Annotated in this window: 16 protein-coding genes, 1 pseudogene and 1 other annotated feature; of the genes and pseudogenes, 8 read left to right on the forward strand and 9 right to left on the reverse strand. The window is 64.4% G+C overall.

Annotated elements, in window-relative coordinates:
- Positions 1 to 357 precede the first annotated feature (357 nt).
- A pseudogene (locus ACV959_RS01960) lies at positions 358 to 1,601 on the forward strand (IS3 family transposase).
- Positions 654 to 770 (forward strand) — a sequence feature (AL1L pseudoknot). Its footprint overlaps the pseudogene before it by 117 nt.
- Before the next feature lie 75 nt (positions 1,602 to 1,676).
- Here the strand turns inward: ACV959_RS01960 and ACV959_RS01965 are convergent.
- Positions 1,677 to 2,150, reverse strand: coding sequence for an NUDIX hydrolase (locus ACV959_RS01965; RefSeq protein ID WP_475738257.1), 474 nt, complete (start codon positions 2,148 to 2,150; stop codon positions 1,677 to 1,679).
- 85 nt (positions 2,151 to 2,235) lie between these two features.
- Here ACV959_RS01965 and ACV959_RS01970 point away from each other — a divergent pair, with 85 nt between their 5' ends.
- Positions 2,236 to 2,802: a L,D-transpeptidase gene (locus ACV959_RS01970; protein WP_475738258.1), complete on the forward strand. Its 567-nt coding sequence runs from the start codon at positions 2,236 to 2,238 to the stop codon at positions 2,800 to 2,802.
- 3 nt (positions 2,803 to 2,805) lie between these two features.
- Here ACV959_RS01970 and ACV959_RS01975 read toward each other — a convergent pair whose 3' ends face one another.
- The 3 genes from ACV959_RS01975 to groES form a co-directional block, all read right to left on the reverse strand.
- Positions 2,806 to 3,846: a trypsin-like peptidase domain-containing protein gene (locus ACV959_RS01975; protein ID WP_475738259.1), complete on the reverse strand. Its 1,041-nt coding sequence runs from the start codon at positions 3,844 to 3,846 to the stop codon at positions 2,806 to 2,808.
- Between the two features lie 76 nt (positions 3,847 to 3,922).
- Positions 3,923 to 5,548, reverse strand: a complete 1,626-nt coding sequence (groL, locus tag ACV959_RS01980; RefSeq protein WP_475738260.1) for a chaperonin GroEL — start codon at positions 5,546 to 5,548, stop codon at positions 3,923 to 3,925.
- A gap of 45 nt (positions 5,549 to 5,593) precedes the next feature.
- Positions 5,594 to 5,911 carry a co-chaperone GroES gene (gene groES, locus ACV959_RS01985; RefSeq protein ID WP_475738261.1) on the reverse strand — a complete coding sequence of 106 codons (318 nt, stop codon included), beginning with the start codon at positions 5,909 to 5,911 and terminating at the stop codon, positions 5,594 to 5,596.
- Between the two features lie 236 nt (positions 5,912 to 6,147).
- Here groES and ACV959_RS01990 point away from each other — a divergent pair, with 236 nt between their 5' ends.
- Entirely contained in the window at positions 6,148 to 6,417 is a 270-nt protein-coding gene (locus ACV959_RS01990) for an usg protein (RefSeq protein ID WP_475738262.1), read from the forward strand.
- Between the two features lie 159 nt (positions 6,418 to 6,576).
- On the opposite strand, the gene ACV959_RS01995 is transcribed toward ACV959_RS01990, so the two are convergent.
- The 5 genes from ACV959_RS01995 to ACV959_RS02015 all read right to left on the reverse strand — a co-directional run bounded on the left by ACV959_RS01995 (position 6,577) and on the right by ACV959_RS02015 (position 14,815).
- A complete protein-coding gene (locus ACV959_RS01995; RefSeq protein WP_475738263.1) occupies positions 6,577 to 8,136 on the reverse strand; it encodes an efflux transporter outer membrane subunit in 1,560 nt (519 codons plus the stop codon).
- Between the two features lies 1 nt (position 8,137).
- Complete coding sequence (locus ACV959_RS02000; protein ID WP_475738264.1) at positions 8,138 to 11,302, reverse strand: efflux RND transporter permease subunit; 3,165 nt, start codon at positions 11,300 to 11,302, stop codon at positions 8,138 to 8,140.
- Positions 11,295 to 12,302 carry an efflux RND transporter periplasmic adaptor subunit gene (locus ACV959_RS02005; protein WP_475738265.1) on the reverse strand — a complete coding sequence of 336 codons (1,008 nt, stop codon included), beginning with the start codon at positions 12,300 to 12,302 and terminating at the stop codon, positions 11,295 to 11,297. The genes ACV959_RS02000 and ACV959_RS02005 overlap by 8 nt, the downstream gene beginning before the upstream one ends.
- A gap of 399 nt (positions 12,303 to 12,701) precedes the next feature.
- On the reverse strand, positions 12,702 to 14,081 hold the full coding sequence (locus ACV959_RS02010; protein ID WP_475738266.1) for a sensor histidine kinase: 1,380 nt from the start codon (positions 14,079 to 14,081) through the stop codon (positions 12,702 to 12,704).
- 14 nt (positions 14,082 to 14,095) lie between these two features.
- On the reverse strand, positions 14,096 to 14,815 hold the full coding sequence (locus tag ACV959_RS02015) for a response regulator (protein WP_475739733.1): 720 nt from the start codon (positions 14,813 to 14,815) through the stop codon (positions 14,096 to 14,098).
- A gap of 305 nt (positions 14,816 to 15,120) precedes the next feature.
- Between ACV959_RS02015 and ACV959_RS02020 the strand changes: the two genes are divergently transcribed.
- Genes ACV959_RS02020 through ACV959_RS02040 form a run of 5 tightly spaced genes read left to right on the forward strand, consistent with a single transcriptional unit; the run spans position 15,121 to position 21,868 of the window.
- A complete protein-coding gene (locus tag ACV959_RS02020; RefSeq protein ID WP_475738267.1) occupies positions 15,121 to 16,776 on the forward strand; it encodes a SulP family inorganic anion transporter in 1,656 nt (551 codons plus the stop codon).
- 37 nt (positions 16,777 to 16,813) lie between these two features.
- Positions 16,814 to 18,811 (forward strand): hydrogenase 4 subunit B, encoded by a 1,998-nt coding sequence (gene hyfB / locus ACV959_RS02025; RefSeq protein WP_475738268.1) that lies wholly within the window; start codon positions 16,814 to 16,816, stop codon positions 18,809 to 18,811.
- Positions 18,808 to 19,761, forward strand: coding sequence for a respiratory chain complex I subunit 1 family protein (locus ACV959_RS02030; protein WP_475738269.1), 954 nt, complete (start codon positions 18,808 to 18,810; stop codon positions 19,759 to 19,761). The genes hyfB and ACV959_RS02030 overlap by 4 nt, the downstream gene beginning before the upstream one ends.
- Positions 19,761 to 20,423 (forward strand): hydrogenase-4 component E, encoded by a 663-nt coding sequence (locus tag ACV959_RS02035; RefSeq protein WP_475738270.1) that lies wholly within the window; start codon positions 19,761 to 19,763, stop codon positions 20,421 to 20,423. Before ACV959_RS02030 ends, ACV959_RS02035 begins: the two co-directional genes overlap by 1 nt.
- Positions 20,420 to 21,868, forward strand: coding sequence for a hydrogenase 4 subunit F (locus ACV959_RS02040; protein WP_475738271.1), 1,449 nt, complete (start codon positions 20,420 to 20,422; stop codon positions 21,866 to 21,868). Before ACV959_RS02035 ends, ACV959_RS02040 begins: the two co-directional genes overlap by 4 nt.
- The last annotated feature ends 37 nt before the right edge of the window (positions 21,869 to 21,905 follow it).

A 21,905-nucleotide genomic window follows, 5' to 3' on the forward strand; every position in this document is an offset into this window, starting at 1 on the left:
TGTTAAGCAAGGACCGTTCCCTCCACGGCTCCGGGCTGTTGAAAACGATATAAAACATTGACTTATACGCATGACGCCAACCAGGTTCCGCGACGGAGGGGCAGCGTCCGAAGGGCGCGGTTCGGACAAAATGTCTAAAACGAGCCGGTCGCGTCCTGCGGCCGATGGAAGGCTTCGCCGCCGCCCCGCCCGGAACGGCGGCGGGCGATCACGGCCATCCCCAAAAATAGGGCGATCTCCGGAAATAGTTCTGCCCGCTGCGCAAAATCTCGATGTTCCGGGCAATCGTCGGATCGTTCGGCGCCATTTCCGCGGTGAACCGCGCCGGGTATGGCGGAGGCCCCAACCCTTGAGAGGATGGGGCATGGAAGCAAAGAGAAGACATTGAACAGATTTTCACGTGAAGTTCGCGAGCGGGCGGTTCGGATGGCGCTGGAGCGTCAGGGGGACCATGCCTCGCAATGGGCGGCGATCGCTTCGATTGCGGGGAAGATCGGCTGCACGGGAGAGACGCTGCGGAGCTGGGTTCGCCAGGCGGAGCGTGACAGCGGCCAGCGGGTGGGTTTGACGAGCGACGAGCGCGCCCGACTGAAGGCCCTGGAGCGGGAGAACCGCGAGTTGCGGCAGGCCAATGAAATCCTGCGCAAGGCGTCGGCTTATTTTGCGGCGGCGGAGCTCGACCGCCGGTCGAAACCATGATCGCTTTCATCGACGCGCATCGAGAGGCGCACGGGGTCGAGCCGATCTGCAAGGTCCTGCCGATCGCCCCGTCGACCTATCGCGCGCACGCGGCGCAGCGGCGCGATCCCAAGAACGCATCAGCGCAGGCGCGTCGGGATGCGGGGCTTCGGGAAAAGATCCGGCGCGTTTTCGAAGCGAACTTCAAGGTCTATGGCGTCCGCAAGGTGTGGCGGCAAATGCGCCGGGAGGGAGAGAAGGCGGCGCGATGCGCGGTCGAACGGCTGATGCGGGAGATGGGGCTACGGGGGCCGTGAGCGGCAGGCTGGCAAGGACGACGCTGAGCGACCGCAAGGCGCCCTGTCCCCTGGACAGGGCGAACCGGCAGTTCCAGGCGCCGCGGCCGAATGCGCTGTGGGTGGCGGACTTCACGTATGTCGCCGCCTGGCAGGGCTTTGTCTACGTAGCCTTCGCGATCGACGCCTTCGCCCGGCGGATCGTCGGCTGGCGCGCCTCACGCACGGCGCATACGGGCTTCGTCCTCGACGCGTTAGAGCAGGCGTTGCATGAGCGCCGACCGGTTCACGGCGGCGGCCTTGTGCATCATAGCGATCGAGGCGTTCAATACGTCGCCATAAAATACACCGAGCGGCCTCGCCGAGGCCGGCGTCGAGCCCTCGGTCGGCAGCGTTGGCGACTCTTGCGACAATGCGCTCGCCGAGACGATCGACGGGCTCTACAAGGCCGAGGCGATCTGGCGGCGCGGGCCGTGGCGGAATTTCGAGGCCGTCGAATTCGCCACGCTCGTATGGGTCGACTGGTTCAACAATCGCAGGCTGCTCGAACCAGTCGGGAATATCCCGCCGGCAGAAGCCAAAGCGCGCTATTATGCGCAACTCGGGGAGCGCGCCAGGCCGGCGTGACTCAAACGGATTGGCCTCCGCCAAACCCGGGGCGGTTCAGTTCGCTGCTCTGAGCGGCTTTTGGCGGGCCCGGCGTCAGCCGCCGCGCGGGCGCGCGACATGCGCCGCGAGCGCCTCCAGAATCGGCCGCTGTCCCTTCGTGATTTTCGTCATCGCGACGGGGAACGGAAACCATTCCAGCCGGTCGATTTCCGGAATGTCGATCATCCGGCCGGATTTCGGCGGCCATTCGACGCGGCAGAGATTGCTTCTGGCGCCGGAGGGATCGACGTCGCGCCGCTGCGCGAAGGCGACGACCCGCTTGCCGCTCGGCTGCGGAAAGACGCCGAGCGCGATGAGTTCGCCGTCGAGGGCGATCCCCGTCTCCTCGAGAAATTCGCGCCGCGCCGCGCTTTCAGGATCTTCGCCGTCGTCGATTTCGCCTTTGGGGATCGACCAGGCCCCTTCGTCCTTCTTCGCCCAGAACGGGCCGCCGGGGTGGGCGAGCAGCGCCTCCAGCCCCCGCGCCGTTTCGCGAAACAGAAGCGCGCCGGCGCTGCGTTTTTTCATCGCGAAGCCTCCGCTTTCCGGACTTCAGCCGCAATCGTCCCCGATTGCTCGCGCAATGCAAGCGATGCGGAGATAGGGAGAAAAAATGACGCAGACGCGCAGACTTCTATGCGGGACGCTCTTTGGGTTGGCGGCCGTCCTTCCGGCGGCGGCGAGCCCCTTCGACCGCGGGCCGATCGCGGATTTTCTGACGATCTTCCGCCAGTCGGCGATTCCGAAGCAGCTCGTGATCTGGCGGCACCCGGAATACAAGCCCGGCACGGTCGTCGTCTCGACGAAGGAACGGCGGCTCTATTACGTGCTCGGCGGCGGTCAGGCGATCGAATATGGCGTGGGCGTGGGGCGCGAGGGATTCACATGGTCCGGCGTCAAGACCGTCACCCGCAAGCGCGAATGGCCCGACTGGCGCCCGCCCGCGCCGATGCTGAAGCGCCGTCCCGACCTGCCGCGCCACATGCCCGGCGGCGTCGACAATCCGCTCGGCGCGCGGGCGCTCTATCTCGGCTCCAGCGACTATCGCATCCACGGCTCCAACGAGCCGGACACGATCGGCGCGGCGGTGTCGTCCGGCTGCATCCGCATGACCAACAACGACGTGATCGACCTCTATTCCCGCGTGAAAGTGGGCACGAAGGTGGTGGTGCTGAAGTAGGCGTCAGCGGAGCGCCGACTTCTGCGCGGCCTCGATCCGCAACCGCGCCTGCATGGGCGCCCCGCCGCGGCGGAAGAGTATCTCGATTTCGCTTCCCGCCGGCATGACGCCGAGCAGGGCGCGCAACTGTGCGGGCGACGAAATGAGGCGCCCGTCGACCGAGGCGATGACGTCGCCCTTCGCGAGTCCCGCGAGCGCGGCGGGCGAACCGGGCTCCACGGCGACGATTTCGGCGCCCGGCCCCTTGCCGGCCGGCGCGCGGATCGACACGCCGATATGGCCGCGATGCACTTCGCCGCTCTCGACGAGCTGCGCCATGATGCGCCGCGCCATGTCGATCGGAATGGCGAAGCCGATGCCATGGCTCGCGCCGGACTTGGAGAGAATCGCGGTGTTGAGGCCGACGAGGCGGCCGTCCAGCGTGACGAGCGCGCCGCCCGAATTGCCGGGGTTGATCGAGGCGTCGGTCTGGATGAAATCCTCATAGCCCTCAATGCCGAGCCCGGCGCGGCCCATGGCCGAGACGATTCCCGAGGTCACGGTCTGTCCGAGCCCGAAAGGATTGCCGACCGCGAGCACGAAATCGCCGACTTCGAGCGAGCGGCTGTCGCCCATGGGCACGGCGGTGAGATTGTCCGCCTTGATCCGCAAAACCGCGACGTCCGTCGCCCGGTCCTTGCCGACGAGCTGCGCGCGAAAGGTCCGGCCGTCCTTCGTCGTCGCCTCGATGACGGACGCGCCGCGAATGACGTGTTCATTGGTGAGAACGAGGCCGCGCTCCGCGTCCACGATGACGCCCGACCCGGCCGAGGTCGTCTCGCGCTTGAGGCGCGTATTGGGAATTTCGAAAAATTCCTGAAGCACCGGATCGACGACGGTCGGCACCTCGACCGATTCGATGCGCTTTGTCGCGATGTTGACGACGCCAGGCGTCACGGCGCGCACGACGGGCGCAACGGACGCCTTCTGGCCGGCGGGAATGGCGCCGGCCTCGGCCGTTGCGGGCAGGAGAAGCAGGGAGAGGAGAAGGAGGCGAAGAATCATCGTCCGTCACACTCCCGAAGACGCAGGTCGAAATCATGGCGTCCGCTCGTGAGCGGACGCCCTTTTCGCTTATGGTTCAGAAATCCATACCGCCGCCGGGCATGGCGGGCGCGGATTCCTTCTTGGGCAGCTCCGTGATCATGGCTTCGGTCGTCACGAGCAGGCCCGCGACGGACGCGGCGTCCTGAAGCGCGGTGCGCACGACCTTGGCGGGGTCGATGACGCCCTTCTTGAAGAGGTCGCCGAATTCGCCCTTCTGGGCGTCGAAGCCATAGCCGTAGTCGGTCGCCTCCAACAGCTTGCCGACCACCACGGCGCCGTCGCCGCCGGCGTTGTCGACGATCTGGCGCGCCGGAGCCTGAATCGCCTTGCGCACGATCTCGACGCCGGTCTGCTGATCCGGGTTCTCGACCTTGATCCCGTCGAGCGCCTTCAGTGCGCGCAGCAGCGCGACGCCGCCGCCCGGCAGAATGCCTTCCTCGACCGCCGCGCGGGTGGCGTTGAGGGCGTCGTCGACGCGGTCCTTCTTCTCCTTGACTTCGACTTCCGTCGCGCCGCCGACGCGGATCACCGCGACGCCGCCCGCGAGCTTGGCGAGACGCTCCTGGAGCTTCTCGCGGTCGTAGTCGGAGGTCGTCTCCTCGATCTGAGACTTGATCTGCGCGATGCGCGCCTCAATGTCCTTCTTGTCGCCGGCGCCGTCGATGATCGTGGTGTTCTCCTTCTCGATGCGCACGCGCTTCGCCTTGCCAAGCATGGGGAGCGTCACGTTCTCGAGCTTGATGCCGAGGTCTTCCGCGATCATCTGGCCGCCCGTGAGGATGGCGATGTCTTCGAGCATGGCCTTGCGGCGGTCGCCGAAGCCCGGCGCCTTCACGGCCGCGATCTTCAGGCCGCCGCGCAGCTTGTTGACGACGAGCGTGGCCAGCGCCTCGCCTTCCACGTCTTCCGCGACGATGAGCAGCGGCTTGCCGGTCTGCACCACGGCTTCGAGAACCGGGAGCATGGCCTGAAGGTTGGAGAGCTTCTTCTCGTGGATCAGGATGTAGGGATCCTCGAGCTCCGCCACCATTTTCTCGGCGTTGGTGACGAAATAGGGGGAAAGATAGCCGCGGTCGAACTGCATGCCCTCGACGACGTCGAGCTCGGTCTCGAGGCTCTTGGCCTCCTCCACCGTAATGACGCCCTCGTTGCCGACCTTCTGCATGGCTTCCGCGATCATCTTGCCAATCGAGGCGTCGCCATTGGCCGAAATCGTGCCGACCTGCGCGGTCTCCTCGCTCGACGTGATCTTCCTGGCGTTCTTCCTGAGATCCGCGACGACGGCTTCCACAGCAAGGTCGACGCCGCGCTTCAGATCCATCGGGTTGAGCCCGGCGGCGACGGCCTTGGCGCCTTCCTTGGCGATGGCGGCGGCGAGCACCGTGGCGGTCGTCGTGCCGTCGCCGGAAACGTCGTTTTGTTTCGACGCGACTTCACGGACGAGCTGGGCGCCGAGATTCTCGAATTTGTCGGCCAGCTCGATCTCCTTGGCGACGGTGACGCCGTCCTTGGTGATTCGGGGCGCGCCGAAGCTCTTTTCAATGACGACGTTGCGGCCCTTGGGGCCCAGAGTCACTTTCACCGCATTGGCCAGAATGTCTACGCCGCGCAGCATGCGGTCGCGGGCGTCATGCGAAAACTTCACGTCTTTCGCAGCCATTTCTCACTCCTTCAGAGACATGAGAGGTTGAACGTTATCGCTTGATCAGGCGGCTTTCTTCTGCGCTTCAGCCGGCGCGTCGACCACGCCCAAAATGTCGCTTTCCTTCATGATGAGCAGATCTTCGCCGTCGATCTTCACCTCCGTCCCGGACCATTTGCCGAAGAACACGCGGTCGCCGACTTTCACGTCGAGGGGAACGAGCTTGCCGTTCTCGTCGCGGGCGCCGGGGCCGGCGGCGACGATCTCGCCCTCCTGCGGCTTCTCCTTTGCGGTGTCGGGAATGATGATGCCGCCCTTGGTGCGCTCGTCGGCTTCGATGCGGCGGACGAGGACGCGATCGTGCAATGGGCGAAACTTCATGAAGCTTCTCCTTTTTGCGGGTCACTGGTCAGCGAAATCGGGGCGCTTACCGCCCCGGCGAGCGAGGTGGTGAGCGCCCGCGCGGTCTTCAAGAGGGCGCCGCAAAAAAATCAGCACTCACCGGCATATGCTGCTAATAGATTGTTTTGCAATCGGTTTCATGGCGCGGGAGTTGCATTCGTTCCACAGTCGCCCTTAGATTTCTTCGCGACGTTCGGGACGGAAAGGAGAATGGCATGGCGTCCAGCGAATTCCGTTTGCAGATGCAGGGCTACGGGCTCACCACGGCGAACATCCTCTACCGCCTGCCCGATCATCCCGCGATCATCCAGTCCTATGTCTGGCAGAACTTCGATCTTCATCCGCATTTTCCGGAATTGAGAAAATTTCTCGATTTCTGGACCCGGAGCCTCGACGGACCGCTTCACGCCGTGACGATCGCGCACGCCCATCTCATCAAGCCGACGGAGATGCGCCTCGTGAACGGCGAGTTCCTGGTGCATTGAACGGCGCGAGCGGGGCTCCGCGGCGGGCGCCCGCTTTCAGAAAGCTTTACGGCTCCCGCCATCGCCCTGTCCCGCGACGGGATTTCAGGGACAGGATGGGGACAAACCGCGTTCGAATCAGGGCCGGCTGAAGCGCGGCCGTTCATTCTTAACGAAGACTTACTTCGCGTCGCTGCGATTCCACCAGCCGCCGCCGAGCGCCATGAAAAGGGCCGCCGTATCGGAAAGCCGCGTCGCCTCCGCCTGGACGCGCGACAGCGAGGCGAGCAGATAGGCGCGTTGCGCGTAAAGCACGGCGATCTGAGAAACCTGTCCGTATTTGAGCTGCATGCGGACGATGTCGAGGTTGCGTTTCGCGGCGTCCTCCGCCTTGCGCGCCGTCGATACCGCCTTGGCGTCGGATTGCAGCGAGCGCAGCGCGTCGGCGACATTCTGGAAGGCGTTGATGACCGTAGAGCGATATTGCGCGTCCGCCTGTTCCAGCGCGGCTTCCGCCGCCTTCTGCTTGTTCAGGAGCGACATGCCGTCGAAGATCGGCTGCGAGAGATTGGCCGCCGCCGAATAGAGGCCCGTGCCTGGCGTGAAGAGCTGCGCCATGTGAAAGGCGCTGGCGCCGACGTTGGCCGAGAGCGTGACGTTCGGCAGCCGGTTGGCGATGGCGACGCCGACCGCCGCCGACGCCTGGTGCAGATTGGCCGCCGCCGCCCGGATGTCGGGCCGCTGCGCGACGAGTTGCGAGGGGACGCTGACCGGCGCCGTCGCGGGCAACTTGAAGTTCGCGAGCTCGAATCTTTCGCCCGGCCCTTCAAACGAAAGCCGGCCGGCGAGGGCGGTCAGCAGGTCGCGTTGCACGGCGAGCTGCTTTTCGAGCGGCGGCAGCGTCTGTTCCGCCTGCGCGAGCGCGGCCTCCTGGGCGATGACGTCCGCCTTTGCGATCGAGCCGAAGGCATATTGCCTGTTCAGGATATCGAGCGACTCGCGCAGGATCGAGATGATGTTCTTCGTCGCCTCGATCTGCCCGCGGATAGAGGCTTCCTGTATCGCCGCGACGACGACGTTCGTCGTCAGGGCGAGATGCGCGGCCTCGAGTTGCCAATTTTGCTGTTCGGTCTGCGCCTCGAGCGACTCGACCGCGCGCGCATTGCCGCCCCAGACGTCCGGCGTGAAGCTGACCGTGAGCTGCTTCAGGAACAGGCCGTAAGGGGCGTTGGGAGAGTTTTGAGGCGGATTTGGCACCGGAATCCCGGTGATGAAGTTGCCGGGCGTCGGAAAGGCCTGTCGGAAAATTGTCGGGTTGACCGAGTTGTACGAACGATTGTTGGATTCCAGATTCTGGCTGTCGTTGGAGGTCAGCAGCACCTGCGGATAGAAGCCGCCCTTCTGCGCCTCGGCCGTGAAATAGGCGATCCGAACCGCCGCTTCAGCCGCCTGTAGCGAGGGGTTGTTCTGCAACGACTCCCGCACGAGCGCGTCGAGCGGTTTGGATTTGAAAACCGTCCACCACTCGGCGGGAATGTCCTTGCCCTGCGCGAAACGCTGGCCCTCGCCCGGAGACGCCGTGGGCTCGGGCGTAAAACGGCTGGCCTCCGGCGCCGGCGGCGGCGCATAGTCGGGGCCGACCGCGCAGGAGGCCAGCGCGGCCGCCGCCAGCAGGCATGCCGCGGAAAGCGCGTGCGGGCGGCTCGACAGGATGGCGTTTCTGGAGACGTTTCCCGTCATCTCACGCGGCCTCCCGGGCGGCGGCGGCGGACACCCGCTTCTCCACAAAGCGCTCGATGACGAAATACAGCGTCGGCAGAATGAAGAGCGTCAGAAGCGTCGCGACGATGAGGCCGCCGACGATGACGGTCCCCAGTCCGCGCTGGACGTCGCTGCCCACGCCTGTCGCGAGCGCCGCGGGCAACATGCCGACCGCCGGCACGGTCGACGTCAGCAGGACCGATCTGAACCGCTCGGCCGCTCCGTCGAGAACGCCGTCGCGAAGCGCCGAAACCTCGTCGCCCGCCACCTCCTCGGTCTGAATGGCGGAGCCGAGCTGGCGCGCGCGCGCCGAGGCGACATGCACCGCCGTCAGTCTGTTGAGATGCGACAACATGATGATGCCGTTTTGCACGGCGACGCCGAACAGGGCCAGGAAGCCAACGCCGGTCGCGACGTTGAGCGTCTCGCCCGTGGCATGCAGGGCGAGAAGCCCACCGAGCGCAGCCAGCGGAACGATCGCGAGAATCAGCGCCGCGTTCCTCAGCTTGCCAAAGCCCACATAGAGAATAAGCAGCATGAGCACGAGAACGACGCCGACGATCGTCGCAAGGCGCGCGCCGGCGCGCTGCGCATTCTCGAACTTGCCGCTCCAGACGACGCTGACGGCGCGGGGATCGTAATGAACCGTCTTTGCAATCTTCGCCTGCGCTTCCGCGAGATAGGAGGAGAGGTCGCGATCCGCGTAATCGACCCGGACGGTCAGCACGCGCCGGGTTTTTTCATGCGAGATCGCGCTCTCGCCGTTCTGTAGTGAAATCTGCGAGATCTGCGAAAGCGGAATTTGCGCGTTCGACGACGTCTTCACGAACAGGCCGCTCAGCGCCTCGGGGCTGTTGCGCGACTGCGGCGGATAGCGAACCGTCATGTCATAGGTGCGGTCGTTGACGTAGATCTGGCCGATCGAGGCGCCGCCGACGCCGATCTGGATGAGGCTGGAGACGTCGGAAACGTTGATTCCATAGCGCGCGGCGGCGGCGCGGTCGACGTGGAAGGCGATCTGCGGAATCGGCGGCTCCTGAACGATCGAGGACTGCGTCGTTCCCTGCACGTCGCGCAGAACGTCGACGATGGCGCTGGCGATGCGCCGCGTCTCCTTCAGGTCTTCCCCGAAGACCTTGACGACAAGGGCGCTGTGCGCGCCGCTCACGAGTTCGTTCACATTGTCGATGATCGGCTGGCTGACGCCAATCTCCATGCCCGGCAATTCGCCGAGCCGTTTGGTCAGGCGCTTGACGAACTGGTCCTTGCTCTCCCCGGGGGGCCACTGGTCATAGGGCTTGAGGCCGATGGGCGCTTCGATATGGCTCGGCGTCCAGGGATCGGTGCGGTCGTCGTTGCGGCCGACTTGCGTGATCGAGTAGGAGACCTCCGGGAACTCCAGCACCGCGCGGCGCAACTCGCTGGCCATTTCGTTGGCTTTTTCGAAGGAGACGCCGCTCGGCAACTGCACCTGCAGCCAGAGCGAGCCCTCGTCGAGATTGGGCAGGAAGTCCCGGCCGATGGTGGCGCCGGCGACGCCGAACCCGGCGATGGCGAGGGCGGTCGCGGCATAAACGGCGCGCGGCTGACAGAGGCAATAGGCGAGCGCCCGCCTGTAACGCGCCTCCAGCGTTTCGAGAACACGGTTGCGGAACGGCTCGGAAGGTTTGCGCAGCGCCAGATAGCCCAGGCTCGGGACGAGCGTCAGCGTGTAGAGCAGGGCGCCGATCAGGGCGTAGACGATGGTGTAGGCGACCGGCGAAAACAGGCGCGCCTCCACGCGCTCGAGGCCGAGCAGCGGGACATAGCCTGCGATGATGATGACCGTCGCGAAGAAGATCGGCTTGATGATCTGGCCGACGACGAACTGCACGTCGACAACCTCCAGCTCGCGCGTAGGATTGTGCTCGCGCAGCCGCAGGATCGCCTCCATCACAATGATCGCGCCGTCGACGATGATGCCGAAATCGATCGAGCCCAGCGACAGAAGATTCGCCGGCAGCTTGGTGAAGTTCATGAAGATGAATGCGACGACCAGCGAAATCGGGATGGTCAGCGCGACCACGATGGCGCTGCGCGGGCTGCCCAGAAAGGCGATGAGCACGACGAGAACCAGAACCACGCCCTCGACGACCGTGTGGCCAACCTTGGAGACCGTCGCCTGGACGAGTTCGTTGCGGTCCATGTAAGGGACGATGGCGACGCCCTGGAGCGCAAGCTGTGCGTTGAGTTCGTCGAGGCGGGCGTGCAGCGCCTTCAGCACATGCGAGGCGTTTTCCCCCTTGAGCATCTGAACGACGCCCTGGATCGCGTCGGGGTTGCGGTCCTTGCCGAGCATGCCCTCGCGTTCCTGATGGCTGTATTTCGGAACGCCGACGTCGCGCGTGAGGACCGGCACGCCGCCATGCTCCGAGATGACGATGTTGCCGAGATCCTCCTTGTTGCGAATGAGGCCGATGCTGCGAATGACATAGGATTGCTCGCCGCGCGTGATGCGGCTGCCGCCCGCGCTCGCGCTGTTGGCGACGATGGCGCTGGTGATGTCGGTAAGGCCAAGATTGTAGCGCTCGAGCGAAACCGGATCGACCTCGAGCTGGAACTGCCGGGTGAGGCCGCCGAAATTCGCCACGCTCGCGACGCCCGGCACCTGGTTCAGCGCCGGCAGGACGATCCAGCGCTGGATTTCGGACAATTCCTCTAGGTTCTTGACGTCCGATTCCAGCGTGTAGCGAAGAATTTCGCCCGTCGGGCCGGTGAGCGGTCCGAGAACCGGCTGGATGTTGGGCGGCAGCGAGACCTGCGCGACGCGCTCCAGCACGCGCTGCCGCGCCCAATAGTCCTCCACCCCGTCGTTGAAGACGAGCGTCACGAGCGAGAGCGCGAAGGTGCTCGTCGAGCGGATCGTGAACAGGCCCGGCGTGCTGGCCAGCGCGCGTTCGAGCGGAATCGTGATCTGCTGCTCGACTTCCTCGGCCGCGAGCCCCGTCGCCTGCGTCGAGACGATGACGGTGACGTCGCCGATCTCGGGATAGGCTTCAAGCTTGAGCTGCGTCCAGGAATACAGGCCGTATAGGAAAACGATCGCGGTGACGAGCATCACGATCAAACGGCGCCGCAGACAGAGTTCGACGATCCGCTCAATCATTGAGCAGCACTCCGCCGCGAACGACGATCCGCTCGCCGGCCGCCAGACCCCGCACAATGGTCGCGCCCTCGTAATCCGACTCGGGAATCACGGGCTTTCGACGAAAGGCCCAGGGCGCAGTTTCGACAAAAACGCTCGTCGTGTCATTGACCATGAACAGCGCCGAGGGCGGAACGAGGACGGTCTGCGTCGGCGGCGCGAAGAAGCGGACCGTGGCGAACATGTTCAGCTTGAAAATCCCGTGCGGATTGTCGAACGAAATGCGGACCTTGTTGCGCCGCGTGTCTGGTTCCAGCAACTGGCTGATGATCTGAACCCTGCCGGAAAACACCGCGCCGGGATAGGCTAGGAGCGAAACTTCCACGCGCTCGTCCATCTGCACGAAGGACAAATCTTTTTCCTGGACGTTGGCCGTCACCCACACCTTTTCGAGGTTCGAGATGGTCATCATCGACTCGGTGGCGTTATCGATGAAGTCTCCCGGCGCCGTCTCGAGCGACGTGATCGTGCCGTCGATCGGCGCCGTCAAGACGATTTGCCGCTGTCCCGTCACTTCGCCGCTGTCGCCGATGACCTCGAGCCGCGCTTCGGCGCGCTTGAGCTCGGTCGCGGCCTGGCGGTAGTCGTTCTGCGCCTGTTCGAGTTCGCGCAGGGCGAGGCCGCCCGCCTTGTTGAGGCCGACGGCCCGGTCCATGGCGCTTTTAGTGAGCTTCACGGTCGCGCGCGCTTTCTCGGCGTCGGCGACCGCCTGCGCCAGATCGCCGGAATCCAGCGTCGCGAGGCGCTGTCCCTTCTTGACGGCGTCGCCGAGCGCGACGTTCAATTCCCTTACGCGGCCAGCCACCGGCGCAAGCACCTTGACTGTGCGGGTCGGGTCGGCCTCCACTGCGCCCGTGACGACCCGGCTGCGGGTGATGCTTTTCATTTCCGCCGGCGCGACCACGATGCGGGCGCGGTAGGGAGAGCCCTCCGGCACGAAGATCGCACCGTCGCGTTTCACGAGCGGGGCCTGGTTCTGGAGCGCGCCATGCGCCGGCCCGCTCGCGCGTTTTGCCTCGCCTGTCCCGAGCGCCCAAAGTCCTGCGAGGAAAATGAGGGCGGCCGCGACCGCGATCGGGAGTCGAGCGCGCGGCGGGATCGTCCGAAAAGTTTCGGCAAACATCATGGAGGCGTGTTTTTTTCGAGGGGTGAACCGGTTTCGCGCAGCGCCCGACCTTATGACCATCGTCGACAAGGCGGAAGGACGCGTCATTCCAACTGCACAACTTTTCAACTGCATAACTTTTTCAGATTAGTCTAGGTCCGAATTTTATCGCCGATGTGTCTCCTCGGAGAAAAAGCCGTGGTTGCCCCGACAGTCGAACGCAGGGCGCCACGTCGTCGGCGGGCGCCGCCCGTTTCAAGGTTCGGCGGCGCGCGGCAGCGTCACCCGGACGACGAGCCCCCTCGGCGCGCGGTCGAGAAGCGCCACGGTCCCCCCGTGATGCTCGACGAGCGATCGCACGATGGACAGGCCGAGGCCGAAGCCGCTGTGATTGTCCATGGTGCGCGCAGCCTCGCCGCGGACGAACGGCTCGAAGACGCTCGGCTTCTGTTCGTCGGGAATGCCGGGACCGTTGTCGGCGACGTCGACCTGCAGCCTGTCCGGGGCGACTTCAGCGATCGAGATCTCGACGCGCTCGGCGTGATTGACGGCGTTTTCGACGAGATTGGAGAAGACGCGCTGCATCTCGGTCAGCGAGCCGAGGATCATTTGCCGTCCGCCGCCGCGATAGGCGACATTGCGGCCGATGTCGGAAAATTGATCGGCGACCGTTTGAAGGACGCTGTCGAGGTCGATCTTGGAGTAGTCGGATTTGTCGCTCTCGGCGCGCAGATGCTGCAAATTTTTGTGCAGCATGGCGTCCATAAGGCCGATGTCCCGCCGCATCTTGCCGCGCAGATCATTGTCGCCGATGAACTCCGCGCGCAGGTTCAGCCGCGTGATGATGGTTTTCAGATCGTGGCTGACCGCCGCGAGAATCCGCGTTCGCGTTTCGATCATCGAGCGGATTCGTTCCTGCATCCGGTTGATGGAGCGGGTCAATTCTCGGATTTCCTTAGGTCCGCGCTCCGCCATCGGGCCGTCGCCATCGCTGTCGCCGGGGAATTGCTCGGCGTGTCTCGCCAGTCGGATCAGCGGCGCGACGATCGCGTTCGACGCCCAGACCACGAGGATGGTGGTGCAAAGAAAAAACAGCAGCGCCGACAAGGCCCAGGGCGTCAGCAGAAAAGGCGTGCCAGGCTCCGGCTGCCAGAGCCAGCGCCATACGGAGCGGGGCGGTTTGCGATGCTGCGAAATCGAAATGAGCGCATAGCCGCCCCCCTGCAGGGCGACGGCCAGAACGCCGGGCGCGCCGTTCCCGGGCGCGGAGGCGGCGAAAACGTCGGCGTCCGGCCACAGATCGGCGCGGACAAGCCGAACCTCGTTGCTAAATTCCCGGTCGTCGGACGCGTCGTCCGCCTCGACGACAGGCGGACGCTCGTTCTGGAAATATATATTGGCGAACGGCGCGGCTTTCGAGAAATCGGAAAGCAGCGCCCGCCGCGCGTCCGCGGGCGCCGCGTTCAGCGCGAGGATGACGCTCGCGATGAAGTCCGACTGGTCGACAATGTGCCGGCGTCCCTCGACGTCGAGGAGGTGGAACGTCACCAAAACGACCGTCTGAAAAGTGACGATCGAGGCCAGAATCAGAAGCGCGATCTGACCCGCAAGCCGATCGGGTCGAAGCCGAACCATGAAGCTCCGCAGCCTCATGCGCGAATGACGGTCGCGGACATCATATAGCCCTCGGACCGGATCGTCTGGATGATCGAGGGATTCTTGGGATCTTTTTCAATCTTTTGCCGCAAGCGGCTGATCAGGACGTCGATGCTTCGTTCATAGGGGCCGGCGGTCGGCCCGTGCGTCATGTTGATCAGCTGGTCTCGCGTCAGCACCCGGTTCGGATTTTCGCACAAGGCGTGCAGAAGGTCGAATTCCGCGCCGGTCATGGCGACTTTCATGCCCATCGGCGAGACGACCTCCCGCGACAGGAGATCGATGCGCCAGCCGAGAAACTGGTAGGCCTGACGGGGCGCGCCGTCGTCGACGCGGTTCGGCGGCTCCGTGCGTCTGAGAACGGCGCGGATGCGGGCAAGGAGTTCGCGGGGATTGAAGGGCTTCACGATGTAATCGTCCGCGCCCATCTCCAGACCGAGGATCTTGTCGACGTCCTCGCTCTTCGCCGTGACGATGATGATGGGCATGTCGAGCGTCGCGCGGACGCGGCGGCAGATGGAAAAGCCGTCTTCGCCCGGGAGATTGAGATCGAGGATGAGAATGTCGAAGCGCCGGCTGGCGAGCTTCCCGTCCATCTCCGACCCGCTTGGCACGACCGTCACGGCCATCGCGTTGTTTTCGAGATATCGTGAAATCAGTTCGCCGATCTCGGCGTCGTCTTCGACAAGGAGAACCGAACCCTGGTTGCTCATGGCCGTCGTATGCCCTTCGATGTCGTTGCGGATCGGGGCGCGCACGATGGCGCCGCCCCCCTATAACGCGTCGCGGGCAATCTGTCCGGCGATTGTGACCTGGGGCCTCTGTCGAGACACGGATCAGAAATAGTTTTCCGCAGTGCGAAAAATTCCGGAAACAGCCCCCTGCGAGGGTTCGGCGTTCGCCAATCCTCCTCGTCAAGGGAGCTGAATGCAGCGCCTTTCTGATTGTCGCTGTCCACGCGGCGTCCCGTCATCCCGCGAGCGTTCAGTTCTATCGATTTTCCCGGAGATCCGACATCATGACCAACGCAACGCTCTCGGAGCGGACATTCGAGGCGCCCTCGACTGGCGTTTCCGGTCTCGCGCAGAATTGGCGCGCGGACATTCTGTCGGGCTTTCTGGTGTTTCTCATCGCTCTGCCGCTGTGCCTCGGCATCGCCATGGCGTCGGGATTTCCGCCCCAGGCCGGCGTCATCACCGCCATCGTCGGCGGTCTGCTGGTGTCGCGCATCAATGGCTCTTTCGTCACGATCATGGGCCCGGCGGCGGGCCTGATCGTCGTCATTCTCGACGCGGTGCAGGAACTCGGCGGCGGCGACGCGCTGGCTGGATATCGCTACACGCTCGCGGCGATTTTCTTCGCCGGCCTTATCCAGATTCTCATGGGCGTGATGAAGGCCGGCAAGATGAGCGCGTTTTTCCCGTCCTCGGCCGTGCACGGCATGCTGGCGGCGATCGGCATCATCATCATGGCGAAGCAGATCCACGTCATGCTGGGCGTGAAGCCCGACGCGCAGTCGCTCTTTGCGACCATCGGCGCGATCCCGTCCAGCCTGCGTGAAATGAATCCGGAGGTCGCCGCCATCGGCTTCCTCGGGCTCGGGATTCTCGCACTGTGGACGCTCGTCAACAGCCCGCGGCTGAAAATGATCCCGGCGCCTCTGATCGTCGTGCTGCTCGGAATGGCGCTCGCGAAATACTTCGTTCTCGATGACGAGCACAAATATCTGTTCCTTCCGAGCTTCGAGTTCCTGCCGCACCACGAGTTCACAATCGGGCCGAAGTTCCTCGTGACGTTGCCGCAGAATTTCCTGGCCGGTTTCGCCTTTCCGGACTTTTCCCGCGTCGGCGGGATCGATTTCTGGCGCCACGTCTTTACGATTTCGCTCGTCGGCAGTCTCGAAAGCCTCCTGAGCGCCGCCGCCGTCGACAAGCTCGATCCCTGCAAGCGCACGTCCGATCTCAACCGGGACGTCGCTGCGGTGGGGTTGGGCAATGCGATCTGCGGGCTGATCGGCGGGCTGCCGATGATCGCGGAGATCGTGCGCAGTTCGGCGAATGTGAACAATGGCGCAAAGACCGGCTGGGCGAATTTCTTTCACGGACTGTTCCTGCTCGTCTTCGTCGCCATGTTCCCCAGAATCCTCCACGAAATCCCGCTCGCCTCGCTGGCCGCGCTGCTGGTGTTCACCGGCTACAGGTTGGCGTCGCCCCGCGAGTTCCGGAAGACGCTCGAAATCGGCTGGGATCAGCTCGGCGTTTTCCTCGTCACCATCGTCGGCGTGCTGGCGACGGACCTGCTCGTCGGGGTCGCCATCGGCGTTCTCGCGGAATTCGTTCTGCACTTCTGGCGCAGCGTCAACTGGCGCGAGGTCTTCGGCGTCCGGCGCGACATTCGGGAGGCGGAGCCCGGCGTGTTCCATGTCGCGGTGAGCGGCGCGGCCTTTTTCGCCAATTATCTCGCGCTCAAAGGCGACCTCGCGCGGATCCCGGCCGGAAAGTCCGTCATCTTCGACGTCTCGCAGGCGTCGACGATCGATCACACCGTCATGGAGAACCTTCATCACTTCTGCGAGGATTATCGCAACAGGGGCGGTTACGCCGAAATCCGGGGGCTCGATCGACTCGTCGCCACATCCGATCATCCGCTCGCGCCGCGTCGGCGCGGCGCGTGACGCAAGCCGCGCGCGGTCTGTCGATCCGAGGATTCATATGCAGCTGACCTTCCTGCTCCTGTGCGTTGCGGCCCTGTTCTGCGTCAGCGGGATGTCGATCGTCCGTCGCGGAGAAGAGCGTCTCGGCGAGCGGGTCTATGGTCTGGTCGCCGCGCTTTGCGTGGCGATGTTCCTCGCGGTCGTCGTTCCGCGAGGCGCAAGCTTCCTCGAGACGACCCTGCCGTTCGGCTTGCCGTGGATCGGGGCGCATTTCCGGCTCGACGCGCTCAGCGCGTTCTTTCTCGCCGTCATCGACATCGGCGGCGCGGCGGCGAGCGTCTATGCGCTGGGCTATGGCGCGCATGAAAGGAGTCCGACGCGCGTCCTGCCCTTCTTCCCGGCCTTCGTCGCGGGGATGAGTCTCGTCGTTCTCGCCAGCGACGCCTTTACCTTCCTGTTCGCGTGGGAATTCATGTCGCTCTCGTCATGGGCGCTGGTTCTCGCGCATCATGAGGACGTCGAGAACCGCAAGGCGGCCTATGTCTATCTTCTGATGGCGAGCTTCGGCACGCTGTGTCTGCTCATGGCCTTCGGCGTGCTCGGCGGCGTCGGCGGCGCCTATGATTTCGCCAGCATCCGGGAGGCGTCGAAGGAAGGTTGGACGGTGGGCGTCGTTCTGACGCTAGCGACGCTCGGCGCCGGCTCCAAGGCCGGCCTCGCGCCGCTCCACATCTGGCTTCCGCTCGCGCATCCGGCGGCGCCGAGCCATGTTTCCGCGCTCATGAGCGGCGTCATGACGAAGGTCGCCGTCTATGGTTTCATTCGTATCTTCTTCGATCTCCTCGGTCAGCCGTCGTTCTGGTGGAGCGTGCATCCGCTCGTGTTCGGCGCGGCGAGCGCGCTCATCGGCATCCTGCTCGCCACGATCCAGAGCGATTTGAAGCGACTGCTCGCCTACAGCACCATCGAGAACGTCGGCGTCATTTTCGTTGCCCTGGGTTTGGCGCTCGCCTTCAAGGCGAATGGTCAGGCGCTGCCGGCGGCGCTTTCCTTCACGGCCGCGCTGTTTCACGTGTTCAACCACATGCTGTTCAAGAGCTTGATGTTCTTCGGCGCCGGCGCGGTTCTGGGCGCAACGGGCGAGAGGGACATCGAACGTCTCGGCGGGCTCATCAAGGGAATGCCCCGAACCGCCTTCCTTTTTCTTGGCGGCTGCGTCGCGATTTCCGCTCTGCCGCCGTTGAACGGCTTCGTTTCGGAGTGGATGATCTTTCAGGCGATCCTGCTGAGCCCCTCGCTGCCGCAATGGATCCTGAAACTCATTACGCCAGCCGTGGGCGTCACGCTCGCGTTGAGCGCCGCGCTGGGCGCCGGCTGCTACGTACGCGCATACGGCGTCGCCTTTCTCGGCCGTCCGCGCTCGCGCGCGGCGGAATGCGCGAGGGAAACCGACGACTGGTCGCTCGCCGCGATGGGCGCGCTTCTCGCGCTCTGCCTGCTCGCCGGCGTGCTGCCGAGCGTCATGATCGACACGATCTCTCCAGCGGCGGCGGAATATGTCGGCGGGCGCATGCCGACGCAAGGCGCCATCGCCCGGCTGACGATCGCGCCCGTCGCCGAGAGTCGCAGCTCCTACAATGGGCTTCTCGTTTTCGCCTTCATCCTGTTTTCCGCCTTCGGCTCCATGCGGTTCATCGAGCGATTCTGGCCGACCCGCGGGCGGCGCGCGCCGGCCTGGGACTGCGGCTATGTCGAATCCAGCCCTCTCACGCAATACACGGCGAGCAGCTTCGCGCAGCCCGTGCGCCGCGCGCTGGGCAATATCGCCTTTTCGACGCGAGAGATCCTCGACATGCCGCTCCCCGGCGAAACGCGCGCTGCGCGACTGACGGTCCGGATCGACGATCGTTTCATGGACTATCTCTACGAACCGGCGTCGAAGGCCGTCTGGTTTTGCGCCGGCAAGCTGAACGGCGTCAATTTCCTGAGCATTCAGGAATATCTCGGGCTGGTTTTCACCGTTCTCGTGGCCCTTCTCGTCGTCGTCGCGCTATGACTTTCCTCTCCGATCTCGCGGCGCAGGCCGCGCAGATGTTCATCGTGCTGGCGCTCTCGCCTCTGCTGATCGGGTTCACGCGCAAGGTGAAGGCCCGTCTTCTGCGGCGCCGCGGCGCACCGGTTCTGCAACCCTATTACGACCTCCTGCGCCTGCTGCGTAAAGACGTCGTGCTGGCGCAGAACGCCTCCTGGCTTTACCGCGCGGCGCCTTATGTGATCTTTGCGACGACATGGGTCGCGGCGTCGCTCGTCCCCACCTTCGCGACGGGACTGACGTTCAGCTGGACGGCAGATCTTCTGGCGCTTACGGCGCTCTTGGGCAGCGCGCGCTTTTTTCTTTCGCTCGCGGGGATGGACGTCGGAACGAGCTTCGGCGGCATAGGCTCGAGCCGCGAGGCGATGTTCGGCTCTCTCGCGGAGCCCGCGACCGTGATGATCGTCTTCACGGTGGCGCTCGTCGCCGGCTCCACCCAGCTTTCCGAAGTCGCTTCCTACATGGCGACCAATCCGCAGCTGCGCGTCGCCGTCGGATTCGCTCTCATCGGCTTCGTCATCGTGGCCATTGCGGAGAACGGCCGGATACCGGTCGACAATCCGGCGACGCATCTCGAACTGACCATGGTCCATGAGGCCATGATCCTCGAATACTCCGGGCGGCATCTCGCGATCATCGAACTTGCCGCGGCGCTGAAGCTTCTGCTCTACACGTCGCTCATCGCCTGCGTGTTTTTTCCATTCGGCATCGTTTCCCATGACGCGGGCCTGGGCGCCATGGCGACCGGCGCGGCGATCTATGTCGTGAAGCTCCTCACCGGAGGATTTCTTCTCGCCCTGTTCGAAACGTCGACGGCGAAGATGCGCGTTTTCCGCGTGCCGGATTTCCTGGGCGCCGCGCTGATGCTGGGCCTGCTCGGAACGCTCGTCGTCTTTCTCACCCGGAGCCTTTGATGCCGCAGGCCTCGCTCGACATTGCGCAGCTGCTCGCCGGCGGAATCGTTCTCGTGAGCTTCATGCTGCTCTATCAGGACCGGCTTTCGGGACTGATCAACGTCTTTGCGCTGCACGCTCTACTTTTGACGCTTTCGGTGGGCTGGCAGGCCTATGTGCAACAGGCGCCGCATCTGTATCTGACGGCGAGCATCGCGCTGATCTTCAAGGGGCTGATCATTCCGCTCAGCCTGCACAAGATCGTGAAGCGTCTGGGCATTCATCGAACGGTCGAGGTCGTAGGCGGCGTCGGCCCGACGATGTTCGTGGGCATTTTCCTCGTCGCGCTGTCGCTGGTGATCATGGTTCGGACGACGGCCGACGCCAATCCCTATGCGCGGGAAGACCTCGCCTTCGCGCTGTCCATCGTTCTCCTCGGATTGCTCATGATGGTCACGCGGCGAAACGCCGTCAGCCAGATCATCGGCTTCATGTCGCTCGAAAACGGCCTGATCCTCGCCGCGGCGGCGGCGAACGGCATGCCGCTCGTCGTGGAGATCAGCGTCGCGCTGTCCGTGCTGATCGCCTTCATCGTCATCGGAATCTTCCTGTTCCGGATTCGGGAGCGTTTCGACACGGTCGATCTGTTCGAGCTTGATCGCGTGCGGGGAGAACGCCGATGATTTCCGAGGTTTTCATGGTGTCGAACGCGCTCGTCGCGATCCCCGCGGTCGCGGCCGGCGCGCTCGCCTTCCAATCGGATTACCGGCGTGCGGCGCAGATCAATACCATCGCGTCGGGCGCGACGCTTTTTTATGCGCTCGTCCTCGTCTTCAAGGGCGAGGAGACGGGCAGTTTCCTGACCGTCGACGATCTCAATATCGTCTTCGTCGCGCTTTCGAGCTTCATCGGCTTCACGACCAGCCTGTTCAGCGCCGGCTATATTTCGCACGAAGTGGAGATCGGCCGGCTGACGCCCAACAATCTGCGCTTTTACCACGCGATGTATCAGTCGCTGACGTGCGCGATGAATCTGGCGCTTCTCGCCAGCAATATCGGCCTGATGTGGGTTTCCGTCGAAGTCGCAACGCTCTTGACGGTGCTGATGGTCGGTATTTATCGCACGCGCGACGCGCTTGAGGCGGCGTGGAAATATTTCATCCTCGGCAGCGTCGGGATCGCCCTGGCGCTTTTCGGCACCATCCTCGTCTATATGGCGGCCGAGCCGGTGCTGGGCGAGGGTTATGACGCCATGGTCTGGGCGTCGCTGATGCGGGAGGCGGCGCATTTCAGTCCGCGGCTGCTCAATGTGGCCTTCGTGTTCCTGATGCTTGGCTATGGGACGAAGGTCGGCCTCGCGCCGATGCACGCCTGGCTCCCTGACGCGCACGCCGAAGGCCCGACGCCCATCTCGGCGGTGTTGTCGGGACTGTTGCTGAATGTCGCGCTCTATGCCGTCCTGCGCTTCAAGATGCTGCTGACGGCGAACGCCGCCGCGATTGCGCCGGGCCCGATGCTGATCGCGCTGGGACTCTGCTCGCTGATTTTCGCGGCCTTCATGCTCTACCGCCGCGACGACGTGAAACGCCTGTTCGCCTATTCCTCGATCGAGCACATGGGGCTTGTGGCCGTCGCCTTTGGCGTCGGCGGTCCGCTCGCCAATTTCGCCGGCCTGTTGCACATGGCCATGCACAGCCTGACGAAATCGGCGATCTTCTTCGCCGTGGGGCATGTCACGCAGGTCAAGGGAACCCAGAAGATCGCTGAGATCCGCGGGCTGACGGAAAGTCATCCGATCCTCGGCTGGAGCCTGGTCATCGGCGTGCTGGCGATTTGCGGAATGCCGCCGCTTGGCGTGTTCATGAGCGAATTCCTGGTGGTCAGCTCCGCCTTCGCCGCGCAGCCGTGGCTGGCGGCGCCGCTCGTCTTCGGTCTCCTGCTTGCGTTCGGCGCCTTGCTGATGCGCTTGACGAGCATGGCCTTCGGCGCGCCCTCGGCGAGCGTGGGCGAGATACGGGCGTCGATCGCGCCGCTCGTCGCGCATCTCGCGCTGGTGCTGCTCGCGGGATTTTATTTGCCATCCTACCTTGTCGGCTGGTTTCAGAACGTCGCGCGGCTGCTCGGATAGACTGAGAGGAGCGTCCGGTGCTTTTCACCCACGAGGA

Source organism: Methylocystis sp. Se48 (genome assembly GCF_056269425.1).

Excerpts from the sequence above, each read along its gene's own strand:
- ACV959_RS02035 (WP_475738270.1), top strand. The coding sequence starts at position 19,761 with ATGCCGCAGGCCTCGCTCGACATTGCGCAGCTGCTCGCCGGCGGAATC.
- groES (WP_475738261.1), bottom strand. The coding sequence starts at position 5,911 with ATGAAGTTTCGCCCATTGCACGATCGCGTCCTCGTCCGCCGCATCGAA.
- hyfB (WP_475738268.1), top strand. The coding sequence starts at position 16,814 with ATGCAGCTGACCTTCCTGCTCCTGTGCGTTGCGGCCCTGTTCTGCGTC.
- ACV959_RS01965 (WP_475738257.1), bottom strand. The coding sequence starts at position 2,150 with ATGAAAAAACGCAGCGCCGGCGCGCTTCTGTTTCGCGAAACGGCGCGG.
- ACV959_RS01975 (WP_475738259.1), bottom strand. The coding sequence starts at position 3,846 with ATGATTCTTCGCCTCCTTCTCCTCTCCCTGCTTCTCCTGCCCGCAACG.
- ACV959_RS02030 (WP_475738269.1), top strand. The coding sequence starts at position 18,808 with ATGACTTTCCTCTCCGATCTCGCGGCGCAGGCCGCGCAGATGTTCATC.
- ACV959_RS01970 (WP_475738258.1), top strand. The coding sequence starts at position 2,236 with ATGACGCAGACGCGCAGACTTCTATGCGGGACGCTCTTTGGGTTGGCG.
- ACV959_RS02015 (WP_475739733.1), bottom strand. The coding sequence starts at position 14,815 with ATGAGCAACCAGGGTTCGGTTCTCCTTGTCGAAGACGACGCCGAGATC.
- ACV959_RS01990 (WP_475738262.1), top strand. The coding sequence starts at position 6,148 with ATGGCGTCCAGCGAATTCCGTTTGCAGATGCAGGGCTACGGGCTCACC.
- ACV959_RS02000 (WP_475738264.1), bottom strand. The coding sequence starts at position 11,302 with ATGATTGAGCGGATCGTCGAACTCTGTCTGCGGCGCCGTTTGATCGTG.
- groL (WP_475738260.1), bottom strand. The coding sequence starts at position 5,548 with ATGGCTGCGAAAGACGTGAAGTTTTCGCATGACGCCCGCGACCGCATG.
- ACV959_RS02010 (WP_475738266.1), bottom strand. The coding sequence starts at position 14,081 with ATGGTTCGGCTTCGACCCGATCGGCTTGCGGGTCAGATCGCGCTTCTG.
- ACV959_RS02040 (WP_475738271.1), top strand. The coding sequence starts at position 20,420 with ATGATTTCCGAGGTTTTCATGGTGTCGAACGCGCTCGTCGCGATCCCC.
- ACV959_RS02020 (WP_475738267.1), top strand. The coding sequence starts at position 15,121 with ATGACCAACGCAACGCTCTCGGAGCGGACATTCGAGGCGCCCTCGACT.
- ACV959_RS01995 (WP_475738263.1), bottom strand. The coding sequence starts at position 8,136 with ATGACGGGAAACGTCTCCAGAAACGCCATCCTGTCGAGCCGCCCGCAC.